The 24,090-nt window shown below is 73.4% G+C and carries 24 protein-coding genes; 12 read left to right on the forward strand and 12 right to left on the reverse strand.

The features are described from left to right. Nucleotides 1-85 precede the first annotated feature (85 nt). Together ACTMTB_RS06985 and ACTMTB_RS06990 are read left to right on the forward strand one after the other, a co-directional pair. Entirely contained in the window at nucleotides 86-295 is a 210-nt protein-coding gene (locus ACTMTB_RS06985) for a type II toxin-antitoxin system VapB family antitoxin (protein ID WP_346537326.1), read from the forward strand. Continuing rightward, entirely contained in the window at nucleotides 292-717 is a 426-nt protein-coding gene (locus tag ACTMTB_RS06990) for a PIN domain nuclease (RefSeq protein ID WP_441143379.1), read from the forward strand. The genes ACTMTB_RS06985 and ACTMTB_RS06990 overlap by 4 nt, the downstream gene beginning before the upstream one ends. A 13-nt stretch (nucleotides 718-730) precedes the next feature. On the opposite strand, the gene ACTMTB_RS06995 is transcribed toward ACTMTB_RS06990, so the two are convergent. From ACTMTB_RS06995 to ACTMTB_RS07005, 3 genes are all read right to left on the reverse strand, one after another. Next, nucleotides 731-976 carry a hypothetical protein gene (locus tag ACTMTB_RS06995; RefSeq protein ID WP_179802599.1) on the reverse strand — a complete coding sequence of 82 codons (246 nt, stop codon included), beginning with the start codon at nucleotides 974-976 and terminating at the stop codon, nucleotides 731-733. Nucleotides 977-1,039: 63 nt separating this feature from the next. Continuing rightward, nucleotides 1,040-1,948, reverse strand: a complete 909-nt coding sequence (locus tag ACTMTB_RS07000) for a TNT domain-containing protein (protein WP_441143381.1) — start codon at nucleotides 1,946-1,948, stop codon at nucleotides 1,040-1,042. A gap of 142 nt (nucleotides 1,949-2,090) precedes the next feature. Further along, the gene (locus tag ACTMTB_RS07005; RefSeq protein ID WP_441143383.1) at nucleotides 2,091-3,383 is read right to left on the reverse strand and encodes an acetyl-CoA C-acetyltransferase; all 1,293 of its coding nucleotides are present in this window, start codon (nucleotides 3,381-3,383) and stop codon (nucleotides 2,091-2,093) included. A gap of 56 nt (nucleotides 3,384-3,439) precedes the next feature. Here ACTMTB_RS07005 and ACTMTB_RS07010 point away from each other — a divergent pair, with 56 nt between their 5' ends. The 3 genes from ACTMTB_RS07010 to ACTMTB_RS07020 all read left to right on the forward strand — a co-directional run bounded on the left by ACTMTB_RS07010 (nucleotide 3,440) and on the right by ACTMTB_RS07020 (nucleotide 6,599). Next, a complete protein-coding gene (locus ACTMTB_RS07010; RefSeq protein WP_441143385.1) occupies nucleotides 3,440-4,822 on the forward strand; it encodes a 3-oxoacyl-ACP reductase in 1,383 nt (460 codons plus the stop codon). Continuing rightward, nucleotides 4,822-5,880: a MaoC/PaaZ C-terminal domain-containing protein gene (locus tag ACTMTB_RS07015; RefSeq protein ID WP_441143387.1), complete on the forward strand. Its 1,059-nt coding sequence runs from the start codon at nucleotides 4,822-4,824 to the stop codon at nucleotides 5,878-5,880. Before ACTMTB_RS07010 ends, ACTMTB_RS07015 begins: the two co-directional genes overlap by 1 nt. 89 nt (nucleotides 5,881-5,969) lie before the next feature. Continuing rightward, entirely contained in the window at nucleotides 5,970-6,599 is a 630-nt protein-coding gene (locus tag ACTMTB_RS07020; RefSeq protein WP_441143389.1) for a DedA family protein, read from the forward strand. 22 nt (nucleotides 6,600-6,621) lie between these two features. Here ACTMTB_RS07020 and ACTMTB_RS07025 read toward each other — a convergent pair whose 3' ends face one another. Then, nucleotides 6,622-7,260, reverse strand: a complete 639-nt coding sequence (locus tag ACTMTB_RS07025; RefSeq protein ID WP_280840524.1) for a TetR/AcrR family transcriptional regulator — start codon at nucleotides 7,258-7,260, stop codon at nucleotides 6,622-6,624. A gap of 78 nt (nucleotides 7,261-7,338) precedes the next feature. On the opposite strand from ACTMTB_RS07025, the gene ACTMTB_RS07030 reads away from it, so the two are divergent. The 3 genes from ACTMTB_RS07030 (at nucleotide 7,339) to ACTMTB_RS07040 (ending at nucleotide 10,740) form a co-directional block, all read left to right on the forward strand. Then, nucleotides 7,339-7,791 (forward strand): SCP2 sterol-binding domain-containing protein, encoded by a 453-nt coding sequence (locus tag ACTMTB_RS07030; protein ID WP_441143391.1) that lies wholly within the window; start codon nucleotides 7,339-7,341, stop codon nucleotides 7,789-7,791. A gap of 1 nt (nucleotide 7,792) precedes the next feature. Further along, the gene (locus ACTMTB_RS07035; protein ID WP_154940702.1) at nucleotides 7,793-9,007 is read left to right on the forward strand and encodes an acyl-CoA dehydrogenase family protein; all 1,215 of its coding nucleotides are present in this window, start codon (nucleotides 7,793-7,795) and stop codon (nucleotides 9,005-9,007) included. 170 nt (nucleotides 9,008-9,177) lie between these two features. After that, the gene (locus tag ACTMTB_RS07040; protein WP_441143394.1) at nucleotides 9,178-10,740 is read left to right on the forward strand and encodes an AMP-binding protein; all 1,563 of its coding nucleotides are present in this window, start codon (nucleotides 9,178-9,180) and stop codon (nucleotides 10,738-10,740) included. Nucleotides 10,741-10,979: 239 nt separating this feature from the next. Here ACTMTB_RS07040 and purD read toward each other — a convergent pair whose 3' ends face one another. The 3 genes from purD to ACTMTB_RS07055 form a co-directional block, all read right to left on the reverse strand. Further along, nucleotides 10,980-12,227 carry a phosphoribosylamine--glycine ligase gene (gene purD, locus ACTMTB_RS07045; RefSeq protein ID WP_441143395.1) on the reverse strand — a complete coding sequence of 416 codons (1,248 nt, stop codon included), beginning with the start codon at nucleotides 12,225-12,227 and terminating at the stop codon, nucleotides 10,980-10,982. A gap of 89 nt (nucleotides 12,228-12,316) precedes the next feature. Beyond that, a complete protein-coding gene (locus ACTMTB_RS07050; protein ID WP_441143397.1) occupies nucleotides 12,317-13,255 on the reverse strand; it encodes a hypothetical protein in 939 nt (312 codons plus the stop codon). A gap of 167 nt (nucleotides 13,256-13,422) precedes the next feature. Beyond that, the gene (locus ACTMTB_RS07055; protein ID WP_280840517.1) at nucleotides 13,423-14,712 is read right to left on the reverse strand and encodes an adenylosuccinate synthase; all 1,290 of its coding nucleotides are present in this window, start codon (nucleotides 14,710-14,712) and stop codon (nucleotides 13,423-13,425) included. 122 nt (nucleotides 14,713-14,834) lie between these two features. Between ACTMTB_RS07055 and ACTMTB_RS07060 the strand changes: the two genes are divergently transcribed. Then, nucleotides 14,835-15,845, forward strand: coding sequence for a hypothetical protein (locus ACTMTB_RS07060; RefSeq protein ID WP_441143399.1), 1,011 nt, complete (start codon nucleotides 14,835-14,837; stop codon nucleotides 15,843-15,845). A gap of 76 nt (nucleotides 15,846-15,921) precedes the next feature. Next, on the forward strand, nucleotides 15,922-18,546 hold the full coding sequence (locus ACTMTB_RS07065; RefSeq protein WP_441143401.1) for a chromosome partitioning protein: 2,625 nt from the start codon (nucleotides 15,922-15,924) through the stop codon (nucleotides 18,544-18,546). Nucleotides 18,547-18,592: 46 nt separating this feature from the next. Here the strand turns inward: ACTMTB_RS07065 and ACTMTB_RS07070 are convergent, their stop codons facing one another. Further along, a complete protein-coding gene (locus tag ACTMTB_RS07070; RefSeq protein WP_280840515.1) occupies nucleotides 18,593-19,021 on the reverse strand; it encodes a DUF3151 domain-containing protein in 429 nt (142 codons plus the stop codon). Nucleotides 19,022-19,272: 251 nt separating this feature from the next. Between ACTMTB_RS07070 and ACTMTB_RS07075 the strand changes: the two genes are divergently transcribed. Next, nucleotides 19,273-20,484 (forward strand): LOG family protein, encoded by a 1,212-nt coding sequence (locus ACTMTB_RS07075; RefSeq protein ID WP_441143403.1) that lies wholly within the window; start codon nucleotides 19,273-19,275, stop codon nucleotides 20,482-20,484. Between the two features lie 52 nt (nucleotides 20,485-20,536). On the opposite strand, the gene fbaA is transcribed toward ACTMTB_RS07075, so the two are convergent. Both fbaA and ACTMTB_RS07085 read right to left on the reverse strand, forming a co-directional pair. Then, nucleotides 20,537-21,559 carry a class II fructose-bisphosphate aldolase gene (gene fbaA, locus ACTMTB_RS07080; protein WP_238449110.1) on the reverse strand — a complete coding sequence of 341 codons (1,023 nt, stop codon included), beginning with the start codon at nucleotides 21,557-21,559 and terminating at the stop codon, nucleotides 20,537-20,539. A 126-nt stretch (nucleotides 21,560-21,685) separates the two neighbouring features. After that, entirely contained in the window at nucleotides 21,686-22,069 is a 384-nt protein-coding gene (locus ACTMTB_RS07085; protein ID WP_441143405.1) for a phage holin family protein, read from the reverse strand. A gap of 131 nt (nucleotides 22,070-22,200) precedes the next feature. Here ACTMTB_RS07085 and ACTMTB_RS07090 point away from each other — a divergent pair, with 131 nt between their 5' ends. After that, nucleotides 22,201-22,413: a hypothetical protein gene (locus ACTMTB_RS07090; protein ID WP_334572268.1), complete on the forward strand. Its 213-nt coding sequence runs from the start codon at nucleotides 22,201-22,203 to the stop codon at nucleotides 22,411-22,413. Here the strand turns inward: ACTMTB_RS07090 and ACTMTB_RS07095 are convergent. Both ACTMTB_RS07095 and ACTMTB_RS07100 read right to left on the reverse strand, forming a co-directional pair. Then, nucleotides 22,404-23,492, reverse strand: coding sequence for an LCP family protein (locus tag ACTMTB_RS07095; protein WP_441143407.1), 1,089 nt, complete (start codon nucleotides 23,490-23,492; stop codon nucleotides 22,404-22,406). The genes ACTMTB_RS07090 and ACTMTB_RS07095 overlap by 10 nt on opposite strands. Next, nucleotides 23,489-23,974, reverse strand: coding sequence for a SigE family RNA polymerase sigma factor (locus ACTMTB_RS07100; protein ID WP_280840511.1), 486 nt, complete (start codon nucleotides 23,972-23,974; stop codon nucleotides 23,489-23,491). Before ACTMTB_RS07100 ends, ACTMTB_RS07095 begins: the two co-directional genes overlap by 4 nt. Nucleotides 23,975-24,090: the final 116 nt, after the last annotated feature.

Genomic DNA, 24,090 nt, shown 5'->3' on the forward strand with positions numbered 1-24,090 from the left:
CCCATTGTCCGGCACCTCCGAGATGCCCCGTCGACCGGGCCGAAACGGATATACTCGCGACGCTGTCCGTATATAGGAGGCGCCGATGACCAAGATCCTCGTAGATGTCGACGACGACGCCCTGGCGGACGCGGCGGAGGCCTTCGGCACGAAGACCAAGAAGGACACCGTCAACGTGGCGCTCCGGGAAGGCGCGGCCCGGCTGCGACGGGCGCGGGCCCTCGCCGAGCTGGGCGTGCGCGGGGAGGCCGGCGACTTCGACGAACTGCTCGACAAGGACAGCTACCGGTCGTGAAGCTCGCCGACTACCTGGTCGACACCAGCGCACTGGTCCGCCTGGTCCGCGACCCGGCGCTGCGGTCCCGGTGGGAGCCCGCCGCCACCGCCGGGTTGCTGGCCACCTGCCCGCTGGTCGAGCTGGAGTTCCTCTACACGGCGCGCTTGGCGGCCGACCGCGCCCGGCTGCAACAACTCCTGCGCACCGCCTTCAGCTGGGTGGCGATGCCCGACCGCAGCTACGAGCGGGCGGCCGAGATCCAGGAGGAGCTGACCGCCCGGGGCACCCACCGCTCCGCCGGTGCCGTGGACCTGCTCCTCGCGGCGACCGCCGAATATCAGGGCCTGTCCCTGCTGCACTACGACCGCGACTTCGACCAGATCGCGGCGGTGACCGGGCAACCGATGCGCTGGATCGCACCGCCGGGCACGATCAAGTAGCTGTCGTGGACCGCTACGCGGGGCGGCCGGTGAGCGCCCGCCACAGTCCCGCGCACGCCTCCTCCTCGGTGTCGAAGACCTGCCGCACGTCCCGCGTCCCGCGCTCGTACAGGCCGATCTCCCAGCGCCCACCCGCGGAGCGGCGCAGGAACCAGAAGTCGGGCGGCACCGGCACGTGCTCGTGCACCCCCTCCAGCTCGAAGGCGTCCGGCGACAGTCCCGTCGCCAGCAGGGCGTTGCGCACCTCGTGCCGATCCACTCCCGACCTCCCGCTCCGCACCGGCCGCTCCGACGGTCGCCGCTGCGGTGACCGCCCGCCGGTTCAGCAGACGTGTACGGCGGGAACGCCGCCACCCGTCCCACCCCGCCGGGGCACGCTGTCGGTCACGCACTCCCCGGCGGTGCCGGCCAGGGATTCCTCCACGAGGAACCGGTGGTCGACCAGCCACTGCACGGTCAGGTTCGCACCGGCCTGCGGCAGGTACGCCGGGTTCAGCTGGAACTGGGTGCCCCGGCCGGGCTGGGCGAACCACGGCGCGGTCGGGCCGGAGTCGACGTCGAACGGCTTGAGCACGCAGTAGGTGTGGTAGTTCGCCAGCGGCGCGGCCGACGGAAGCGCCGGCCGCGGTGCGGGAAGTGGCGGCGTGTCGAGGCTCTGCGGTGCCAGGGAGCGGGCGCTGACCGGGGTGCCGAGCGGTGCCAGGAACGCGCCGCCGGCGAAGCCGAAGCGGTCCAGGCGGTACCCGGCCAGCAGGGTCTGCCGGGTCTTGAGCGGCGTGCCGTCCGGCGCGACGACAAAGCCGTTGGCCGGCGGGAAGACGTACCCGGCGGGGGCGCTGGTGGTGTACCGGGCCAGGAACCGGCGCTCGGTCAGCCCGCCGAAGCGCTGGTAGCCGGCGAGCAGCGGCCCGAGCGGCGATGCGGTGGGCAACCGGGCGGGGCCGAGCAGCGGGTTGTCGTCGAGGTACCGGGTGGTCGGCGGCGCGCTCGGCGGCAGGCCGGGACGGCAGAGGCTCGGCCCGGCCGCCGGCTGCGGTTGGTCGGCGCCGGGGCGGAGACCGGGCGGGTCGTCCGGACGGCCGCCGGCGTCGCCCGCTTCCGGTGCGCCGTCGTCGGGGAGGGTGCCGGCCCGCGCGACCACGTCGGGCGCGGCGGCCTGATCGGCGGGCCCGGGGAAGAGGATCAGCGCCGCGCCGGAGAGCAGGGCGAGCAGCCAGCGTCTGCGGTCCACGACGAACCTCCCGGTGAAGGACGGTCAACGCCTTCATCGTCGGGAGAGCGGAGCGAGAATGTGAGGCTTTGTGCCCTTTGCCGCCGAACGGGGGACCGCTACCCGCTCGTCCCGTGGACGAGCGGGCAGCCACGCGGAACGGTCAGCGCTCCAGGATCGCGGTGACGCCCTGCCCGCCCGCCGCGCAGATGGAGATCAGCCCCCGGCCGCTCCCCTTCTCGGCGAGCAGCTTCGCCAGGGTGGCGACGATCCGGCCGCCGGTGGCGGCGAACGGGTGCCCGGCGGCCAGCGAGGAGCCGTTGACGTTGAGCTTGTCGCGGTCGATGGACCCGAGCGGGGCGTCCAGGCCCAGCCGGTCCTTGCAGAACTCCGGCGACTCCCAGGCGGCGAGGGTGGCCAGCACCTGCGAGGCGAACGCCTCGTGGATCTCGTAGTAGTCGAAGTCCTGCAACGTCAGCCCAGCCCGGGCGAGCATCCGGGGCACCGCGTACGCGGGGGCCATCAGCAGCCCCTCGTCGCCGTGCACGAAGTCGACGGCGGCAACCTCGGACCAGGAGAACCAGGCCAGCACCGGCAGGTGGTGCTCCCGGGCCCACTCCTCAGACGCCAGCAGCACCGCCGACGCGCCGTCGGTGAGCGGGGAGGAATTGCCCGCGGTCATGGTCGCCTGGTCGGCGTCCGGGCCCTTGGCGCCGAAGACCGGCTTGAGCGAGCCCAGCTTCTCCAGTGTGGTGTCCGGGCGGAGGTTCGCATCCCGGGTCAGCCCCAGGTACGGCGTGATCAGGTCGTCGAAGAAACCCTTGTCGTACGCGGCGGCGAGCCGCTGGTGCGAGCGGAGCGCCAACTCGTCCTGCGCCTGCCGGTCGATCTGCCAGCGCACCGCCGTCTGCGCGGCGTGCTCACCCATCGACAGCCCGGTGCGCGGCTCGGCGTTGCGCGGGATCTCCGGCTTGAACGGCTGGTGCGGCCGCAGCTTGGCCGCGATCTTCAACCGCTCGCCGAGGGTACGGGCGGAGTTGAGCTTGAGCAGCGTGCGGCGCATGTCCTCGTTGACCGCGAGCGGCGCGTCGGAGGTGGTGTCGACGCCGCCGGCGATGCCCACCTCGATCTGGCCGAGGGCGATCTTGTTGGCGACCAGGATGGCCGCCTCCAGGCCGGTGCCGCAGGCCTGCTGGATGTCGTACGCCGGGGTGTGCGGGTCGAGCGTCGAGCCGAGCACCACCTCGCGGGTCAGGTTGAAGTCCTTCGCGTGCTTGAGCACCGCGCCGGCGACCACCTCGCCGACCCGCTGCCCGGCCAGCCCGAACCGGGCCACCAGCCCGTCCAGCGCCGCGCCCAGCATGTCCGCGTTGGACGCGTTCGCGTAGCGGGAGTTGGACCGGGCGAAGGGGATGCGGTTGCCGCCGATGACCGCGACCCGCCGGATGCTCTGCACGATCCCGCCTCCGTTTCAGGACTTGCCCACAACCTACTGGCCAGTAGGCTACGCCTATGACCGACAGGTACGCGAGCTTCGTCCAATCGGGGGCCGGCCGCGCGCTGGTCAAGCGCCTCGGGCTGCCCGATCCGCCGCGACTGCGCCGGCACACGCCCGGCGACCCGCTCGTCCCCGGGCCGGTGCTGCTCGGGACGGCCACCGGGGGCCGGCTCGCCGAGCCGGTCGGCAAGATCCTGACCGCCGCCGGGGTCGAGCTGCGCGATCCCGCCGCCGTCGACGCCACCGCGCGCTTCGGTGCCCTGGTGTACGACGCCACCGGCATCACCGACTCCACCGGCCTGCGCCAGCTGTACGACTTCTTCCACCCGCAGGCCCGCGCGCTGCTGCCCAGCGGCCGGGTGATCGTGCTGGGCACCCCGCCGGCGGAGTGCGACTCGCCGCGCGAGGCGACCGCCCAGCGGGCCCTGGAGGGGCTGACCCGCAGCATCGGCAAGGAGTTCGGCCGCGGCGTCACCGCCCAGCTCGTGTACGTCACGAAGGAGGCCGGTAACGCCTCGGACGGCCCGGACCTCTCAGCCGGCACCCTCACCAGCCTGGAATCGACCCTCCGATTCCTTCTCTCGGGCCGGTCCGCGTACGTCTCGGGGCAGGTGGTCCGGGTCGGCGCCGGCACCGCCCAGCCGCCGGCGGACTGGGACCGCCCGCTCGACGGGCAGGTCGTCCTCGTCACCGGGGCGGCGCGGGGCATCGGCGCGGCGCTGGCCCGGGTGCTCGCCCGCGACGGCGCCCAGGTCGTCGCGCTGGACATCCCGGCGGCCGGTGACGAGCTGGCCGCGGTGGCCAACGAGATCGGCGGCAGCGCCGTCCAGCTCGACCTGACCGCCCCGGACGCTCCCACCCGGCTCGCCGAGCACCTCGCCGGCCGGCACGGCCGGGTCGACGTGGTGATCCACAACGCCGGCATCACCCGGGACAAGACGCTGGGCCGGATGGACGCCGACCGCTGGGACCAGGTGCTCGACGTCAACCTCTCCAGCCAGGAGCGGATCAACGACGTGCTGCTGGCCCGCGACCTGATCCCGGCCGGCGGGCGGATCGTCTCGGTCTCCTCCATCGCCGGCATCGCCGGCAACCGGGGCCAGACCAACTACGCCACCAGCAAGGCCGGCGTGATCGGGCTGGTCGAGTCGCTGGCCCCGGCGCTGAGCGGGCGCGGGATCAGCGTCAACGCGGTCGCCCCCGGGTTCATCGAGACCCGGCTGACCGCGCGTATCCCGCTGACGCTGCGCGAGGCGGGCCGCCGGATGAACAGCATGTCGCAGGGCGGCCTGCCGGTGGACGTGGCCGAGACGATCGGCTGGCTGGCCTGGCCGGCGTCCGGCGCGGTCAGCGGCAACGTGGTCCGGGTCTGCGGCCAGAGTCTGCTGGGGGCGTGATGGCGAGGAAGAAGCGGCCGGCGGACGGCCCGGCGGAGAACCTCTCCGTCCACGACCTCATCGACGGGCCGACCGAGGTGATCTCGGCGGCGGACCTGGCCGCCGTCCGGGCCGCCTCGTCGGAGCACGACGTGAGCCTGGAAGCCACCCACGACCTGTCGGCGTACGCGACCACGGATCTGTCCGCGCACGCCGCCCCGGCGGCACGGGCGCGGGTCGAGCTGCCCCGGCTGCCCGCACCCGGCGCGCTCTACCGGCGGGCGCTGCGCGACGCGGTACCGGTCATCGGCCGGTCCCGCCGCCCGGACGCCCCGCCGGAGGTCGAACTGGCCGTCGCCGGCGTCACCGTGGACCGCGCGCACCTCGCCGACTACGACCGGGTCTGCGGGTTCCGGCTCTCCGACCGGCTGCCGGCGACGTACCCGCACGTGCTGGGTTTTCCGCTGTCGCTGCGGCTGATGACCACGCCGGAGTTCCCCATCGCGCTGACCGGCGTGGTGCACGTGGGCAACCAGATCACCGTGCACCGCCCGATCGAGGCCGGCGAGACGCTGGACTTCGTCACCCACGCGGAGAACCTCCGGCCGCACGAGCGGGGGCGGCAGGTCGACGTCGTCCTGGTCGGGTCGGTCGGCGGCGAGGAGGTCTGGCGCGGCGTCTCGACGTACCTGGGCAAGGAGCGCACGCCCGGCGGCGGTGGGCGGCGCGACCGGGGTGAGCGGCCCGCGCCGCCGGCCGCCACCGCCCGCTGGCGGGTCGAGCCCCGGGTCGGTACGGACTACGCCCGGGTCTCCGGCGACCACAACCCGATCCACACCTCCCGGCTCGGGGCGCGGCTGCTCGGCTTCCCCCGCCCGATCGCGCACGGGATGTGGAGCAAGGCCCGCTGCCTGGCGGCGCTGGAGAGCCGGCTGCCGGAGGCGTACACGGTGGACGTGGCGTTCAAGCTGCCGGTGCCGCTGCCCGGCACCGTGGCGTTCAGCGCCACCCCGGCCTGGGACTTCGCCCTGCACGACGCGCGGACCGGCCGTCCGCACCTGGTTGGCACCGTCCGCTGAACGACGAGGGGTGTGCGCGGCGGCGGTCGGCGGTGGCCTGATCCGCCGACTCGGCCCGGGGGCGGTGGTCGAGCCCGGAGCATGAGGGCATGGAGTCCGTGCTCGACCTGCTCCACCACACGGTCACCTCGCCGTGGGTGTATCTGGTGATCCTCGTGGTCACCGCGGTCGACGCGTTCTTCCCGGCGGTGCCCGGCGAGACCGTGGTGATCACCGCCGGGGTCTTCGCCGCCGGCGGTGAGCCGACCATCGTGGCGGTGATCGTGACCGCCGCGCTCGGGGCGCTCGTCGGTGACCACATCTCCTACGGCATCGGCCGGGGTGGCGGGGCGCACCGGCTGGCCCGGCTCCCGGCGGAGAGCCGCCGCCGGACCGGCTCCGAGTGGGCCCGCCGGGCCGTGGACCGGCGTGGCGGGATGATCCTGATGACCTCCCGGTACGTGCCCGGTGGCCGCACCGCGGTCACCCTGACCATGGGCGCCGTCCGCTACCCGCTGCGCTGCTTCCTGCTCTTCGACGCCTTCGCGGCCGGCACCTGGGGGACCTACTGCGCCCTGCTGGGCTACTTCGGCGGCCTGGCCTTCGAGCGCGACCCGATCAAGGCCCTGCTGGCCGGCGTCGGCCTCTCCCTCGCCGTCACCGGGCTGGTGGAGTCGGCCCGTTGGCTGCGCCGCCGCGCCCACCGCCGCGCCGACCGTCGCGCCATCGCCCGCCGCTGACCGTCGCTTCCTGGCGTGGCCGTCAGGCCGCCGGGGGGCGCCAGGTGGCGCCGCGCAGCAGTTGGCCGGCACCGAGCCAGGCGACGTTCATCATCCGGGTGGCGGTCTTCTCCGGGTCGGCCTCGGGGTGGTCGGCGAGCCAGTCGGCCAGCGACTCGGTCGCGCCGACCAGGGCGTACGCGACGACCTCCAGCTCGGTCTCGCCCACCTCGCGCCCGTCGGCGCGCAGCGCGTGGTCGAGCATCCCGGCGACCACCTCGACCAGCCGGGCGCGCATCGTGGCCAACTCCGCGGCGAACGGCTGCGAGCCCCGGGCCTGCCGGTAGAGCACCGCCCAGCCGTCCCGGTGCGCCCCGACGAAGCCGAAGAAGGCGCGCAGCCCCCGCCAGAGCCGCTCGTCGGCGGGCAGGTCCGGGGCGGCGGCCCCGGCGATCGCCTCCATCATCCGGGTGCCCTCGCGGTGCAGGCAGGCGACGAAGAGCTCCTCCTTGGTGCCGAGGTAGGCGTAGACCATCGGCTTGGAGATGCCGGCGTCCTCGGCGATCTCGTCCATGCTGGCGGCGTGGAAGCCGCGCCGGGAGAAGACCTTGACCGCCGCGTCGAGCATCTGCTGCTCGCGTACGGCCCGGGGTAGGCGCTTGAACGTGGGTGTGCTGGACACTCTTGCGAGCATACCTACTCGTGCGTAAGGTTACGCCCGAGTAACCAAAGTCGGCCCGCCCGAGAGGTGCATTCCCCCATGACTGACTTCGACCCGGCCAACTTCGCCAACGTCGACCCCAAGGAGTTCGCGCAGCTCGTCAAGTCCACCCCCGACGACAAGATCGCCGAGGTGATGTCCGGCGATCTGCGCGGCAAGATCCTCAGCGAGGTCTTCGGCCGGATGCCGCAGCTGTTCCGCGCCGACCGGGCCGGTTCCACCAACGCGGTCATCCACTGGAACATCACCGGCCGGCCCGACGGTGGCACCGACACCTACGAGGTCGCCATCGCCGACGGCACCTGCACCGTCAACGAGACCCCGCAGCACGACCCGAAGCTCAGCCTCACCATGGGCCCGGTCGAGTTCCTGAAGATCGTCTCCGGTGGCGCCAACCCGGTGATGATGTTCATGACCGGCAAGCTCAAGGCCAAGGGCGACCTGGGCCTGGCGGCCAACATCGCCAACCTGTTCGACATCCCCAAGTCCTGACATGGCCGAGTTCTCGCTCGACCTGAACGAGGAACAGCGGGATCTACGCGACTGGGTGCACGGCTTCGCCGCCGAGGTCGTGCGCCCGGCCGCGGCCGAGTGGGACGCCCGGGAGGAGACTCCCTGGCCGATCATCCAGGAAGCGGCGAAGGTCGGCCTCTACGGCTTCGAGTTCCTCGCCACCTGCTGGGCCGACCCCACCGGCCTCTCCCTGCCGATCGCCAGCGAGGAACTCTTCTGGGGTGACGCGGGCATCGGCCTGAGCATCTTCGGCACCGGCCTCGCGGTCGCCGCCATCTACGGCGCGGGCACCCCCGACCAGATGGTCGAATGGGTGCCGCAGTGCTTCGGCGACGTCGACCAGCCCGCCGTCGCCGCGTTCTGCACCAGCGAGCCGGAGGCCGGCTCCGACGTCGGCGCGATGCGTACCCGGGCGGTCTACGACGAGGCCACCGACGAGTGGGTGCTGCGCGGGCAGAAGGCGTACGCCACCAACGGCGGGATCGCCGGGGTGCACGTGGTCACCGCCTCGGTCGAGCCGGAGCTGGGCTCGCGTGGGCAGGCCGCGTTCGTCGTACCGCCGGGGACCGCCGGGCTGAACGCGACCCGCAAGCTGCGCAAGCTGGGGCTGCGCGCGTCGCACACCGCCGACGTCTTCCTGGACGACGTACGCGTGCCCGGGCGCTGCCTGCTCGGCGGCCGGGACGCCCTGCTGGAACGACTCGACCGGGCCCGCTCCGGGCGGAAGGCCTCCGGCCAGGCCGCGATGCGCACCTTCGAGCTGTCCCGGCCCACCGTCGGCGCGCAGGCGCTCGGCGTGGCCCGGGCCGCCTACGAGTACGCCCTGGACTACGCGAAGGAAAGAGTCCAGTTCGGACGGCCGATCATCGAGAACCAGGCGGTCGCGTTCGCGTTGGCCGACATGAAGATGGAGATCGACGCCGCTCGGCTGCTGGTCTGGCGGGCCTCCTGGATGGGCCGCAACAACCGCCCCTTCACCGCCGGCGAGGGCTCGATGTCCAAGCTCAAGGCGGGCGAGGTGGCCGTCGCGGTGACCGACCGGGCGGTGCAGCTGCTCGGCGGCGCGGGCTTCCTGCGCGACCACCCGGTCGAGCGGTGGTACCGGGACGCCAAGATCTACACCATCTTCGAGGGCACCTCGGAGATCCAGCGGCTGGTCATCTCCCGCGCGATCTCCGGCATGCAGATCCGCTGACCCGTCACCCTCGGTGGTGGCGTCCGCCACTGCCGGGTGTCCACCAGGTGGCAACTGCTCGCACCGGTTGGGCTCCGGCAGGCATCCGGTGCATGATCGAAAGGTGACGTCCTGCTGAAGGGCCCCTGCGGGGGCCCTTCACGCTCACCCCCCGGAGAAGGAGGCGCCGCATGGACCTGCCGTTCGTCGTGGCCACGCTGACCCGGCGGGGGCTGCTCACCCCGGGCCGGCCGATCCGGGTCGCCTCCCAGCTCCAAGCGCTGCGCAAGTGGGGTTGGAGCCTCGCCGGCGAGCTGCGCCAGGCCGCCGCCCGCGACCCGGGCCGGGTCGCGGTCGTCGACGAGCAGGGCGCCGAACTGACCTACCAGAAGCTGCTCGACCGGGCCGAGCGGCTGGCCCGGGCGATGCGGACCGGGCTCGGCGTACAGGCCGGCGACCGGGTCGGGGTGCTCTGCCGCAACCACCACGGGCTGATCGAGGCGGTCGTCGCCGCCACCGTGCTCGGCGCCGACGCGGTGCTGGTCAACAGTGGCCTCTCCGCCGCCCAACTGGCCACCGTGACCGAAGAACAGCGCCTCCGGGTGCTGGTCCACGACGACGAGTTCGCCGACCGCATCCTCGGCCTCCCCGCCGAGGTGCACCGGGTGGACGAGCGCGGCCTCGAAGAGCTGATCGCCGGCGCGCTCCCCGGCGACCTGCAACCACCCGAGCGCGACGGCCGGACGATCGTGCTCACCTCCGGCACCACCGGCGCGCCCAAGGGCGCCCGTCGGCCCACTCCCAACGGCTTCGGCCCACTGGTGTCCATCATCGACCGGATTCCGCTGCACACCCGGGACACCGTGATGATCGCCGCGCCGCTCTTCCACACCTGGGGGTACGCCGCCCTCCAGTTCGCCTTCGCGCTGCGCGCCACGATCGTGCTGCACCGCCGGTTCGAGCCGACCGCCACGCTGGCCGCGCTGGTGGCCCACCAGTGCCAGGCGCTCTTCGCCGTACCCGTGATGGTGCAGCGACTGCTCGACGTGCCGCCGCCGGACCCGCGGCCGCCGCTGAAGGTGGTCGCGGTCAGCGGCTCGGCGCTGCCCGGCGGGCTGGCGCCGCGGTTCATGGACGTCTACGGCGACGTGATCTACAACCTGTACGGCTCGACGGAGGTCTCCTGGGCCTCCATCGCCAGCCCCGCCGACCTGCGCGAGGCGCCCACCACCGCCGGCCGGCCGCCACACGGCACCCGGCTGGAGATCCTGGACGACGACGGCCAGCCGGTGCCCGACGGGCGGGTCGGGCGGATCTTCGTGGGCAACGAGATGCTCTTCGAGGGCTACACCTCGGGGGCGCGACGGGAGACCCACGACGGGCTGCTGGACACCGGGGACCTCGGCCGGATCAACGCCGACGGGCTGCTCTTCGTCGACGGCCGCGCCGACGACATGATCGTCTCCGGTGGGGAGAACGTCTTCCCGTCCGAGGTGGAGGATCTGCTGGCCCGCCTCCCCCAGGTCCGGGAGGCCGCCGTGATCGGCGTACCCGACCCGGAGTACGGGCAGCGGCTCGCCGCCTTCCTCGGCCTGCACCCCGGCGAGGTGCTCGACCCCGAGGCGGTCCGCGAGTACGTCCGCCACTACCTGGCCCGGTTCTCCGTACCCCGGGATGTGATCTTCGTGAAGTACCTGCCGCGCAACGCCACCGGCAAGGTGCTGAGCCGGGAACTGCGCCGCTACTACGGCTGACCGGGGTACCCCGAGCCACCGTCCCGGGTACGCCGGGGGATTCTCCCCGATGCTCCCGGCCCCGCCGGGGCGGCAGGCTCGACCGCATGATTCCGGATGCAGTACTCGATCATCGGGACCGACGCCAAGGGTGAGGAGCTCAGCCGTACCGCCCAGGCCGTCATCGGCGCCGCGCTCGGGATGCTCTGACGACGCTCCGTCGGGCGGGGACCTGCCCCGCCCGACGGCGAGCCGGTCGGTCAGTCGGGGACGGCGATCCGGCCCTCGACCGCGGCGGCGGCGATGTCGGTGCGGTGGTGCGAGCCGGCCAGTTCGACGCCGCGTACCAGGGCGTAGGCGGCGTCCCGCGCGGCGGCGAGGTCCGGGCCGGTGGCCGTACCGCAGAGGACCCGGCCCCCGGCGGAGAGCAACGCGCCGTCTGCGGCCCGGCGGGTGCCGGCGTGGATGATCCCGGCGCGGTCCGCGCCGGTGATCACATCACCGGTACGCGGGGACGCGGGGTAACCGTCGGCGGCGACCACGACCGTGACGGCGGCGCCGTCGCGCCAGCGCAGCGGCGGGTGCGCGGCCAGCGTGCCGGTGGCCGCGGCGTGCAGCAGCCCGGCCAGCGGGGTCGCCAGCAGGGCGAGGACCACCTGGGTCTCCGGGTCGCCGAAGCGGGCGTTGAACTCGATCACCCGAGGGCCGGCGGCGGTCAGCGCCAGGCCCACGTAGAGCAGCCCGGCGAACGGGGTGCCCCGGCGGCGCATCTCCGCCAGCGTCGGGTGCACGACGTCGCGCATCACCTCGTCGACCAGGCCGGGCGGCGCCCAGGGCAGCGGCGCGTACGCGCCCATGCCGCCGGTGTTCGGGCCGCTGTCGCCGTCGCCGACCCGCTTGAAGTCCTGCGCCGGGAGCAGCGGCAGCGCCGCCTCGCCGTCGGTGACCACGAAGAGCGAGACCTCGGGCCCGGCGAGGTACTCCTCGACCACGACCCGGCCGCACTCCTGCGCGTGCCTCAACGCGGCGTCCCGGTCCTCGGTGACGACGACGCCCTTGCCGGCGGCCAGCCCGTCGTTCTTCACCACGTACGGCGCACCGAACTCGTCCAGGGCCCGGGCGGTGCTCTCGGCGTCCGTGCAGGTGTAGGCACGCGCGGTCGGCACGCCGGCGGCCGTCATGATCTCCTTGGCGAAGGTCTTGGAACCCTCCAGCCGGGCCGCCTCGGCCGACGGCCCGAACGCCGCGATGCCCTTGGCCCGCACCGCGTCCGCGACCCCGGCGACCAGCGGCGCCTCCGGCCCGATCACCACCAGGTCGGCCTGCACCTCGACCGCGAGTGCCGCCACGGCACCCGGATCGGCGGCATCCACCTCCCGCAGCTCGGCAAGCGCAGCGATGCCCGGATTCCCCGGCGCCGCGATCAGAGCCTCAACGGACGGGTCGTCGGTGAGCCCGAGCGCGAGCGCATGCTCCCGCCCGCCACCCCCCACAAGAAGTACGCGCACGCCGGCGATCCTACCGACCCCCCTTCCCACCCCGTTGATCATGACGTTGTTGCCCACCATGTCGGCGTGTCATGGCAACAACTCCATGGTCAACGGCGACGACCTGCGGCGGCGATCGCCTGGCGGACGGTCCAGGGGATGTAGGTGGGGTCGAGGGTGTCCTGCCACGTGAAGCGGAGGATGGACCAGCCGGCGTTGATCAGGCGGTTCTGTCTGCGGCGGTCGGCGAAGACCGCCTCGGGGGTGTCGTGTGCGGCTCGGCCGTCGGCTTCGGCGATCACCCTGGGACCACGCCAGCCCAGGTCCCCGATGCCGAGCAGGTAGCCGTCGGCGTCCCGCACCGCCAACTGCAGGGCGTCCGGTGGAACCTTGCCGTCGACACAGCGCAGGCGAGCCCGGGTCTCCAACGGCGACTGCGCTCGACCGTCCGCCTCCGCCAGATAGCCACGGGCGGCTACGGCGCCTCGCCGACCACGGATGAGTCGAGCGGCATCCAGCAGATCGTCCTCGGTCACGAGCCGGCGATTCAGGGCCGAGTCGAGCACCGAGACCGCCGGATAGCGGTCCTCGCTCAGGATCAGGTCAGCGACCGTGCGCAACGGGGCGCTGGCCGGGATGCCGTCGATCCGAACCAACTGCCGCTCGCCAATGGCCAGTTGATGGACGATCACTTCCCGATGAGCCAGTCGGGCAGGCCGGGCCACCCGGCCCGGGACCGACAGATGGATCTCCTCGGTCGACCGACAGCCGGCGATACCGTGCAGCTCGGCAGCGGTCCGCAGGACGGCAGCCGCCGCGGGACCGAAGGAGGCGACGGCCGCACGAATCCGCGCCCTCCTCGGTACGCCGTCATGCAGGTCGGCGTCGACCAGGTAGCTGGCCCGGGCCACCGCACGCCAACGGCCCGCCCGGCACAGTCGCTGCACCTCGTGCACCGTGAAGCCGGCCGCCCGCGCCTGCGCCAGCGCCAGCGTGACAATTCCGTCCCGCCGAGCCGCAACCCGCCGCACCACCGCCCACGCATCCACACCAACCGACTGTCCCGGTCAGCGAAGCCCTCCAAAACCCCCTGTGGAAAACCCCTCCCCCCTGTGGACAACCACCCACTACCTGGGCGCGTCGATCATGAAGTTATTGCCCCGACACGCCGAGGTGGGCGGCAACAACTTCATGATCAACGGGGGAAAGGGTGGGGTTAGGGGAGGAGGGGGTGGCGGACTACGTTTTCTTCGCGGCCGGGGCCTACGCCTACGACGCTGACGCGGGTGCCGGTGATCTCTTCGATTCTGGCGATGTAGCGTCTTGCGTTTTCGGGGAGGTCTTCTTCGGTTCTCGCCTTGGTGATGTCTTCCCACCAGCCGTCGAGCTCTTCGTAGATCGGCTTGGCGTGGTGGAAGTCGGTCTGGGTCATCGGCATGTCGTCGAAGCGCTCGCCGTTGATTTCGTACCCGACGCAGATCGGCACCTTGGCCATGCCGGTGAGCACGTCCAGCTTGGTGACCACCAGGTCGGTGACGCCGTTGAGGCGGCAGGCGTACCGGGCGACGACGGCGTCGAACCAGCCGCAGCGGCGCTCGCGGCCGGTCGTGGTGCCGTACTCGTGGCCGATCTTGCGCAGGTGCTGGCCGTTGTCGTCGAACAGCTCGGTCGGGAACGGCCCGGAGCCGACCCGGGTGGTGTACGCCTTGCTCACCGCGATCACCCGGTTGATCGCCGTCGGCGGGATGCCCGCGCCCACGCACGCCCCACCGGCCGTCGGGTTCGACGAGGTCACGAAGGGGTAGGTGCCGTGGTCCATGTCCAGCATGGTGGCCTGGGCGCCCTCCAGCAGCACGGTCTCGCCGCGGTCCAGCGCGTCCCAGAGCATCACCCGGGTCTCCGCGATGTACGGCTTGAGGCGCTCCGCGTACTGGAGGTACTCCTCGATCGTCGCGTCGACGTCGATCGCCTTGCGGTTGTAGATCTTGAACAGCAGCTGGTTCTTCTCACGCAACGCGAGTTCCAGCTTCTTGCGCAGGATGCCCGGGTCGAGCAGGTCCTGGAGCCGGATGCCCATCCGGGCGACCTTGTCGCCGTACGCCGGGCCGATGCCCCGGCCGGTGGTGCCGATCCGGGCCGAGCCGAGGTAGCGCTCGACCACCCGGTCCAGCGCCCGGTGGTGCGGCATGATCAGGTGCGCGTCGCCGGAGATGCGCAGCCGGGAGACGTCCACGCCGCGCTCGGCGAGCCCGTCGATCTCGGCCAGCAGCACCTTCGGGTCGACCACCACGCCGTTGCCGATGACGATCATCGCGCTCGGCGAGAGCGCCCCGGACGGCATCAGGTGCAGCGCGTACTTCTGCCCGTCCGGAGTGATCACCGTGTGACCGGCGTTGTTGCCGCCGGAGTAGCGCACGACGTAGTCGACCCGCTCACCCAGCAGGTCGGTAACCTTGCCCTTGCCCTCGTCGCCCCACTGAGCGCCGATGAGCACGATCGCTGGCATCTTCTCCGCCTCCAGAAGGCTCGGGTGCCAGGTGGCGACCGGTTGGCGAGCCCGGGGTGTCAGGCTAACAAGTAGTGACGGCGGGACCCGCAGGGGTCGCGTCGAGAGGCAGGAGGCTCGGAGTGTACGACGTGGTGCTGCTCACCCTCGGCTCGGAGCGGGACGCTCCCGGTGGGGGCTGCGGCAGCGGCGGAGCCTGCTGCGGTGGCGCGACCGAGGCTGCCGGCGCGGAAGCGCCGAAGCCGACCGAGGAGCGCTGCGAGACGCCGCGCGTACCGGTGCTGGCCTGCGCGGACGCGCTGACCGCCCGGGGTGCCCGGGTGGAGACCGTCACCGCCCGCTCGGATGCCGAGATCGACGAGGTGCTGGCCCGGCTCGACGCCCCCGCCCGCCCCGACGGCCTCACCTGGCCCGACCCCGACTCCAAGACCCGGCTGATCGTCGCCACGGCCACCGACGCACAGTTGCGCGCCGTCCTGCGCCGGCTGGTCCGGCGGTACGCCCCACCGCCCAGCCGCCGCCCGGCGGACCTGGCCGGCAACCGTACGGTGCCGGACCTGCCGCCGGTCGGCGTACTCCCGCTCGACCCCGCCCGGAACGGGACGCAGGGTGACCTGGCGGCGCAGCTCGGGCTGCCCCGCGACCCGGCGGCGGTGGCCGCCGCGGTGCTCGACGGCACCGCCCGCCGGCTCGACCTGCTGCGCAACGACGCCGGCTCGGTGACCCTGGACGGCGCGCTGCTCGGCGCGGCCGACGACGGGGGGCGCCCGCTGCACTGGCGCGGCCGGGTCGAGGTGGACGACGCGGTGCTCTCCGACGGCGAGGACCCGATCCTGGCCTGCGCGATCGGCAACGCCGGCGGGTACGCGTCCCTGGACGGGCTGCCGCTGCTGACCGCTCCGGACCCGACCGACGGCGTGGTCGAGGTGGCGGTGGCCGTGCCGGTGGTCACCCGGAAGGCGTTCGGCCGGAAGCGGATCCGATTCGAGGTCCGCCGGGCCCGGGGCCGGGCGGTCGCGGTCGTCCCCCGGGACGAGAAGGTCCCCTTCCTCGACGACGGTGTGGAGGGCGAGCTGAGCCGCAAGCGGTCCTGGTGGACCGAGGCGGGCGCCTGGGCGGTCTGGACGAGCTGACCCGGAACGGCGTTCCGCTACGTTCCGTGACCGGAACGGGACGGCCTATCCTCGGCAGGAGGAATGGGGAGGAACCGTGGTGGACGAGAACGCCGACCGGGGCCGGCTGCCCGGCCCGCCTGCGGTGCCGGAGCGGGACATCGAACCGCTCTGGCCGCCCGACGCGACCGACACCGCCCCGACCTGGGGCGTTCATGCCTCGCCGCTGTACCCGTCGCTGACCGCCGAGGTCAACGCCGCCCCCGCCGCCGACGGCTGGACGGCACCTCCGCCGGACGGCGACTGGGTGTCCCTGGGCGCCGACGAACCGGCCCCGCCGCCGATACCGCCGTACGCGGCCGGCCCCGACGACTGGTCCGCCACGCCGGCCGACGCGGGCGAGGAATACGCCTCCCAGCTCGGCCACGACACCAGCGCCGGTGCGGGCGCCGCCACTGGCGGCGCCCCGGTGAGTGCTGGCGGCGGCCCGGCCGGTGGGGACAGCGTGCGCGGCCTGGTCGGCACCGAACACCTCTCTGGCGGCGGCCCACCCACGACCGGGTTCGCGGCGAGCGGGAACGGCGGGGCCGGCAGGAACGGCGCCACCGGCCCGGACGGCCCGGTCACCGGGTATGCGGCTCCGGCCACCGGCGGAGACACCGCCTTGACCGGGAGCGGCACGACCACCGGCTCGGGCATTCCGGCCACGAACGGCTCCGCCGCCGACACGAGCGGCGCGGCGGCCAGCCCGACCACGGGCGACACGGCCACCGACCCGAACGCCACCCCCGACGGGAGCTTCGCCGGACACGGCGTCCCGGCCACGAGCGACGCGGGCCGCCCGACCACTCCGGCCACGGACGGCACGACCACCGACCCGAACGCCACCCCCGACGGCACCTTCGCCGGACACGGCATCCCGGCCACCAACGGCACCGCACCCGGGCCGAACATTCCGACCGCGAGCGGCACTGCCGCCGGCCCGAGCATCCCAGCCACCAACGGCAGGGCCGCCGAACCCGGAATGGTGGCCGAGGACAGCTCGCCGGCCGGGCACGCCGTCGCGGCCGCCGAAGCGGGCCCGGTGACCGGGGAGGCCCGGCCGCAGTCCGAGCCGGCGGAGGACGCCCGACGGCCGGCGCCCCCCGCGCCGGCACCCCGGGTCGGGCAGCCGGCGGTCGACCTCGACCTGCCCTTCACCCTGGACCAGCCGATCACCGCGCCCCCGCCGCACACCGCGCCGGGCACTCCGGTCGTACCCGCCGCGAGCATCCCGCAGGCGGCCCGGGGACAGGGCCAGTCGCCGTGGGCCCAGCCACCGCAGCGCTCCGGCGTCACCGGCGACGCGGGGACGCGCGGCGACGCGAGGGTGTACGGCGACGCGGCGGTGTACGGCGACGCGGCGATGCGCGGCGATCACGGCGGAGCCGCGATCGGAGACGAGGCGATCGGCAGCGCGACGGTGCCCGGCCAGCCCGCGACGCCCACGCCCCCGGCGCCGAAGCTGGGTCCGTTCCCGCCCTCGCCGGGCACGCCGCTGACGCCGCCCGGCCCGCACCCGCCGACGGAGTACCCACCGGGGCCCACGCTCGCGGTGCCGCCTGCGCACGCCGGCCCGCCGCAGCCCGGGCCGATGACCGCCGCGCCGCCGGGGCCGCAGCCGCCCGCCGGGTGGTACCAGCCGTCCTGGCAGGAGGGCACCCCGCCAGCCGGGCTGCCCCGGCAGTCGTACCCGGAGCCGCTGGCACGGGCGGCGCAGGGCGGCTACCCGGACGCGGGCTGGACGCCGGACGGCGCATCGGCGCCGACCGCCGAGGACTTCGCCCGCCGCCGGCAGGCCCGCCCGGCCGACCCGGTCGCCACCATGGGGGTACGGGCGGTCGTCAACAAGATCGGTCTCAAGCTGCCGCCGGGGCGGCACGAGCAGGAGATCAAGCGGGACGTCGAGATGGTCCGCCGCAACTTCGGCGGGCTGCGCCAGGTGACCGTGGTGAACCCGAAGGGCGGCGCCGGCAAGACGGTCGCCATCCTGCTGCTCGCGATGACCTTCGGTCAGAAGCGCGGCGGGTACGTGCTGGCCTGGGACAACAACGAGACGCAGGGCACCCTGGGCATGCGCGCCCAGCAGGACTTCCACTCCCGTACGGTCCGGGACATGCTGCGCGACCTCGGGCAGTTCCAGGGCGCGCACGGCCGGATCGGTGACCTGTCGCAGTACGTCCGCTCGCAGGGCGAGGGGATGTTCGACGTGCTCGCCTCGGACGAGTCGGCCACCGGCGGCGAGATGCTCACCGCGGCGGCCTTCGCGGAGATCCGTGAGGTGGTCAGCCGGTTCTACAAGCTGATCTTCGTGGACACCGGGAACAACGTCCGGGCGCAGAACTGGCAGGCCGCGATGGACGCCACCGACCAACTGGTGGTGACCATGTCGGCCCGGAACGACTCGGCGGAGACGGCCGCCCGGATGCTCGACCACCTGGAGCAGAGCGGCCGGCAGCGGCTGGTCCGGCAGGCGGTGACGGTGGTGTCGATGCCGCCGTCCCGCAAGGAGATCGACCTGCCGGCGATCCAGGAGCACTTCGCCGCCCGCACCCGGGCGGTGCTGCTCGCGCCGTACGAGCGTCTGATCGACACCGGGGAGCCGATCCGGTACGGCGGGCTCTCCTCCGCCACGCGGGACGCCTGGCTGAAGATCGCCGCCGCGGTGGCCGAAGGGCTGTAGCCGCGACGGCCGGCCCGATCACCGCCGGGCCGGCCGTCGCGACGGGTCACTCGCTGGCGAGGGCGTCCCCGGCGGCCGGGTCGCAGTCGCGCAGGAACTGCGCGCAGCGGGCCGCCTCGTCCGCCTCGCCGATCTCGCCCGCCGCCCGAGACAGGACGTACAGGCAGCGGAGGAAGCCCTGGTTGGGGCCGTGCGACCAGGGCACCGGCCCGTGGCCCTTCCAGCCGCTGCGGCGCAGCTGGTCCAGGCCCCGGTGATAGCCGGTGCGGGCGTAGGCGTACGCGGGGATGACCTGGCCGGCGTTGAAGGCCCGGGTCGCCAGCACCGCCCAGGCCGCGCTGTAGGTCGGGAAGCGGGCCGCGACCCCGGCGTACGCCTCGTCGGTGCCCCTCTCGGCGGCGGCCGCGAGCGTGGCGTCGGCCTCTTCGTGCGCGGGCAGGAGGGTGGCCGGTGGCTCAGGCAACAGGTTCTGCATCGTCCCATTCAACCGGCTTCGCCCCACCGCGCGCGAGAGGATCGGCCCAGCGCGCTGGCTGAACGGGGGAGGCGTCCGTCACGCCTGCGGCCCATGCCGCCGCGAGATGTTTTCCATTACAACTATTAATCCGGAGCCTCCCCAGGACCCGGTTACGCAGGAGCCCGGCGGTCTCGACCGTCGGGCTCCTGTAGTCCCGGCCCCCGGACCTGCAGGTTTGCGCCATTGCCCGGGCCGGGCAGGATGGCCTGGTGCCGACCCCACCTCCCGCGGACGTCATCGCGCCGCACGACACCAGCCACGACGAGATCGAGACCCGCGCCGAGTTCGACCGACGGCTGGCCACCGGCAGCCTCGCCGGCCTGACCGTGCAGGGGCTCCGCCTCGACCTGGACCCGATCCCCGACCTGACCCGCACCGAGGTCGCCGGCACCCTCTTCGTCGGCTGCCGGTTCGCCTCCCGAGAGGTCGGCGCGGACCTGGTCCGGCGCGGGGCGAACGTGGTGCCGCCCTTCTCCGGGCTGCCGTACCCGACCCAGCCGTCGCACCTCTACACCCCCGAGGAACTGGCCGCCGGGTTCGCCGAGGGCGGCTTCGCCGGGATGTACGACACCCGGGTGTACGCGCACTTCCGCGAGCACGGCGGCGCGCTGCCGGACGTCCGGGAGGCGCTCGGCCAGCGGCTGCACGACCACGGCGTGGACAACGCGCTGGTCGACGCCACCCGGTCCTGGCTCGCGAAGCACGGGCCGCAGTCGGTGGTGGGGGTGATGGGCGGGCACGCCGTCCCGCGTGGCAGCGTGCCGTACCGGATGGCGGCGGTGCTGGGTTGGGAGCTGGCGCGGGCCGACCGACTGGTGGTGACCGGCGGCGGACCGGGCGTGATGGAGGCGGCCAACCTCGGCGCGTTCCTCGCGGGTCGGCCGGCCGAGGAGCTGACCGCCGCGATCGACCTGCTCGCCGTGGCGCCGGACTTCACCGACCACGACCGCTACACGGCGGCGGCGCTGGCGGTACGCGAGCGGTACGCGACCGGGCCGGCCGTCCCGCAGCAGCGGGCGCCGGAGCTCGACTGGGCCCGCTCCGGCGGGCTGGCGATCCCCACCTGGCTGTACGGGCACGAACCGGCGAACCTCTTCGCCGGGCGGATCGCCAAGTACTTCTCCAACGCCATCCGGGAGGACACGATCCTGCGGCTGGCCCGGGGCGGGATCGTCTTCGCGCCCGGCCGGGCGGGCACCGTGCAGGAGGTGTTCCAGGCGGCGACGAAGACCTACTACGGCACCGACGGGGCGAGCGGGGCGTACGTCTTCCTGGACCGCGCGTACTGGACCCGGGAACTGCCGATCGAGTCGCTGCTGCGGCCGCTGTTCGCGGCGTCCCCGTTCGGTGACCTGTCGACCACCGTGCACCTGACCGACGACGTCCGGGAGGCCGTCCGGGTGCTCACCGCGACCGCCTGAGACGCCGACGGCCGGCTCCCGGGCGGGGAGCCGGCCGTCGTGCTGGCAGTGGTTACTTCATCTTGGTGCCGGTCGAGCGCAGGTGCTCGCAGGCCTCGACGACGCGGGCGGCCATGCCGGCCTCGGCGGCCTTGCCCCAGACGCGCGGGTCGTACATCTTCTTGTTGCCGACCTCGCCGTCGACCTTCAGCACGCCGTCGTAGTTGCGGAACATGTGGTCCGCGACCGGACGGGTGAAGGTGTACTGGGTGTCGGTGTCGATGTTCATCTTGACCACGCCGTAGTCCAGCGCCTCGCGGATCTCCGACAGCAGCGAGCCCGAGCCGCCGTGGAAGACCAGGCTGAGCGGCTTCTCCTTGCCGTACTTGGCGCCGACCGCCATCTGGATGTGGTCGAGGACCTCGGGGCGGAGCTTGACGTTGCCCGGCTTGTAGACGCCGTGCACGTTGCCGAAGGTCAGCGCCGCCATGTAGCGGCCCTTCTCGCCGAGGCCGAGCGCCTCCACCATGGCCAGGCCGTCCTCGACCGTGGTGTAGAGCTTCTCGTTGATGGCGTTCTCGACGCCGTCCTCCTCGCCACCGACCACGCCGACCTCGATCTCGAGGACGATCTTGCCCTTGGCGGCCTCGTCGAGGAGCTGCGCGGCGATCTCCATGTTCTCCGCCACCGGCACGGCCGAGCCGTCCCACATGTGCGACTGGAACAGCGGCTCCTCGCCGCGCTTCACCCGCTCCTGGGAGATCCCCATCAGCGGCCGGACGAACTTGTCCAGCTTGTCCTTCGGGCAGTGGTCGGTGTGCAGCGCGATGTTGACCGGGTAGTTCTTGGCCACCTCGCGGGCGTACGCGGCGAACGCCACCGCGCCGGTGACCATGTCCTTGACCGACGGGCCGGACAGGTACTCGGCACCACCGGTGGAGACCTGGATGATGCCGTCGCTCTCCGCGTCGGCGAAGCCCTTCAGCGCCGCGTTCAGCGTCTGCGAGGACGTCACGTTGATCGCGGGGTACGCGAACCGGCCGGACTTGGCCCGGTCCAGCATCTCCGCGTAAGTCTCGGGGGAAGCGATGGGCATGTCGAACGCTCCTTACTTACCGCTCTCGGCCGAGCTGGCCGCTGTCTTCCATCGGGTGCGCCGGACCGCGCTGTCCACCGCCGGCAGTATCCCGTAGAAGGTGGCGGCGGGCACAACCGCCTCCCCTCACCGGTCCTCCAGACTGTCCGGTACGGCGACGCTGATCAGCCAGCTCACCACCGCCATCACGATGGCCCCCCAGAAGGCGGCCCAGAAACCGTCCACCCGGAACGGCAGGTCGAGCCCACGCGCGAGCCAGTCCGTCAGCAGGAACAGCAGCGCGTTCACCACCAACGCGATCAGACCGAGGGTGAGCAGGTAGAACACGCAGCCGACCACCTTGATGACCGGCTTGAGCACGGCGTTGACCACGCCGAAGATCAGCGCCACCACGATCAGGGTGAACGCCGTCTCAGCGCCGTTGCGGCCGGTCACGTCGACGCCGGGCACGATCAGCGTGGTGACCCACAGCGCGACCGCGGTGATCGCCAGCCGGATCAGGAAGCCCACGCCACCATCCTGGCACCGCCGGGAGGCCCCGGTGGGACGATCCACCGAGTCCGCTTGCCGCGCCCACCGGGCACCCGCGCCGCGCAGCCCGTACGGTGTGGGGGGTAGTCCGCCGGAACCAGGGAGGGACGATGGGTCAGCCCGACGAGGACTTCGCGCCGAGCGACCACCTCAGCCCGGAGGAGCGCGACCTAGAGGCCGAGCCGGCCGACGCGGTCGAGCAGGCCGCCTCGATCGACCCGGGCGACGCCGAGACCGAGCCGCACCGTGGCCTGGAGGTCGGCGACTGGGACGCGATGGAGCAGGCCCGGGTGGTCACCGGCGACGAGGACGACTACCGCTGAGCCCCCAGGGCGGTCACCCGGTCGGGGTTCGCCGCCGCCCACTCGGCCAGCCGGTCCTGGCGTAGCGCGGTCAGCAGGGCCGGTGCGGCACGCTCGTCGAGCAACAGGTTGCCCGGCCGCTTCGGCGAGTCGACGGTCGGCAGGGCGAGACCGACCGGAGCGGCCCGGGACGCCTGCACGGTGCGCGTGAGAAGCTCCGGCAGCGAGGCGTCACCGGTGTCGGTGACCAGGTCCGGGCCGAGGGCGACCAACAGCCGATTCAGTGCCACCGGGTTGTGCAGGGCGTCCCCACTGTCGAGCTGCCGCAGCAGTCCCGCCGCGTAGCGCTGGGCGTTGCGGTCCCGATCCTGGCCTCCCCAGGTCATCCCGATGCGCTGGCGGAGCAGATCGACCGCCTCCCTGCCGTCCAGCCGCTGGCACCCGGCCGGGAAGACGCGTCGGGTGTGCACCGAGCGGACCTGTTCCGGCAGACAGATCTCCACCCCGCCGACGCCGTCGGTGAGTCGCCGCAGCACCGGGTACGTCAGCACCGCGCCGGCGTCGATGCGTACGCCGGTGGTGTCGCCGACCACCCGACGGGTCAGGTCGTAGCCCCGGCGCAGGTCGGGCCGCGATGCGGTGGCGCCGAACTGGAAGGAGCTGTTCAGCTTGTCGGTGCCGTGCCCGGGGATCGCCACCATCAGGTCGCGCGGCAGCGACACGAGATACAGCCGGCTCCGGTCCGCCGGGACGTGCACCAGCAGCACCGAGTCGGCGCGGGGGACGGAATCGGCGCCGGGGACCCGGGGATCGGGGGCACCGTCCACCCCGACCAGCAGCACGTTCAGCGCGCCGCCCGGCGCGACCCGGTCGGCGAGGAGCTCCGCGGTGGCGTTCTGCCCGCCGAGCGGCGGGACGACCTGCGGCACCGCGAGGCCCAGCAGCCCCAGCACCGCCAGCGCGGCGGCCCCGGCCCGGAGCCGGCGGCGCCGACGGCGACGGCGTACGACGATCCGGTCGACGGCCGCCCGCACCGGCCCGGCCGGCGGGGTCAGCGACTCGTGGCGGGCGAAGGCGGCCCGCAGCTCGGCCTCGGTCATGAGCAGACCTCCACGTGTTCGGCGCGCAGCGTGGCCAGGGCGCGGGAGATGGACGACCGGACGGTCCCGACGGCGCAGCCGAGGATCTCGGCGATCTCCGCGTCGGGCAGGTCCTCGTAGTAGCGGAGCACCAGGCTGGCGCGCTGCCGGCGGGGCAACCGAGCCAGCCAGGACCAGACCTGGTCCCGCTCCACGGCGTCCTGGGCGTGGTCGGTGGCCGACGGCGCGGACTCCTCCGGCTCGCCGCGCAGCAGCACCCGACGCATCCAGGAGCCCCGCCGCCAGTCGACGTACTGGTTGGTGAGCATCCGGCGCACGTAGCGCTCCGGGGACTCCGCCCGGGCCACCCTCCGCCAGTTCAGCTGGACCCGGACCATCGTGTCCTGCACCAGGTCCTGCGCCTGATGCGGATCGCCGGTCAGCATGACCGCGTACCGCAGCAGCGCGGTCAGCCGCGAGTCGGCGAACTCCTCGTACGTCACTGCACCTCCCGGTGTCCCGACCCTGATGACGAAAGTGGGCGCCCGAAACGTTGCGCCGCCCGCTCGCCGGGCGCGGCACGCCGGCGGGAAGTGCCATCCGTGAGAGGCTGACCACG

Source organism: Micromonospora sp. L32 (genome assembly GCF_052068055.1).
GTDB classification, from domain to species: domain Bacteria; phylum Actinomycetota; class Actinomycetes; order Mycobacteriales; family Micromonosporaceae; genus Micromonospora; species Micromonospora purpureochromogenes.

Bases quoted from the DNA above. Each gene is read 5' to 3' on its own strand.
- ACTMTB_RS06985 (WP_346537326.1), top strand. From the start codon at position 86: ATGACCAAGATCCTCGTAGATGTCGACGACGACGCCCTGGCGGACGCG.
- ACTMTB_RS07010 (WP_441143385.1), top strand. From the start codon at position 3,440: ATGACCGACAGGTACGCGAGCTTCGTCCAATCGGGGGCCGGCCGCGCG.
- ACTMTB_RS07015 (WP_441143387.1), top strand. From the start codon at position 4,822: ATGGCGAGGAAGAAGCGGCCGGCGGACGGCCCGGCGGAGAACCTCTCC.
- ACTMTB_RS07020 (WP_441143389.1), top strand. From the start codon at position 5,970: ATGGAGTCCGTGCTCGACCTGCTCCACCACACGGTCACCTCGCCGTGG.
- ACTMTB_RS07030 (WP_441143391.1), top strand. From the start codon at position 7,339: ATGACTGACTTCGACCCGGCCAACTTCGCCAACGTCGACCCCAAGGAG.
- ACTMTB_RS07035 (WP_154940702.1), top strand. From the start codon at position 7,793: ATGGCCGAGTTCTCGCTCGACCTGAACGAGGAACAGCGGGATCTACGC.
- ACTMTB_RS07040 (WP_441143394.1), top strand. From the start codon at position 9,178: ATGGACCTGCCGTTCGTCGTGGCCACGCTGACCCGGCGGGGGCTGCTC.
- ACTMTB_RS07055 (WP_280840517.1), bottom strand. From the start codon at position 14,712: ATGCCAGCGATCGTGCTCATCGGCGCTCAGTGGGGCGACGAGGGCAAG.
- ACTMTB_RS07070 (WP_280840515.1), bottom strand. From the start codon at position 19,021: ATGCAGAACCTGTTGCCTGAGCCACCGGCCACCCTCCTGCCCGCGCAC.
- fbaA (WP_238449110.1), bottom strand. From the start codon at position 21,559: ATGCCCATCGCTTCCCCCGAGACTTACGCGGAGATGCTGGACCGGGCC.
- ACTMTB_RS07090 (WP_334572268.1), top strand. From the start codon at position 22,201: ATGGGTCAGCCCGACGAGGACTTCGCGCCGAGCGACCACCTCAGCCCG.
- ACTMTB_RS07095 (WP_441143407.1), bottom strand. From the start codon at position 23,492: ATGACCGAGGCCGAGCTGCGGGCCGCCTTCGCCCGCCACGAGTCGCTG.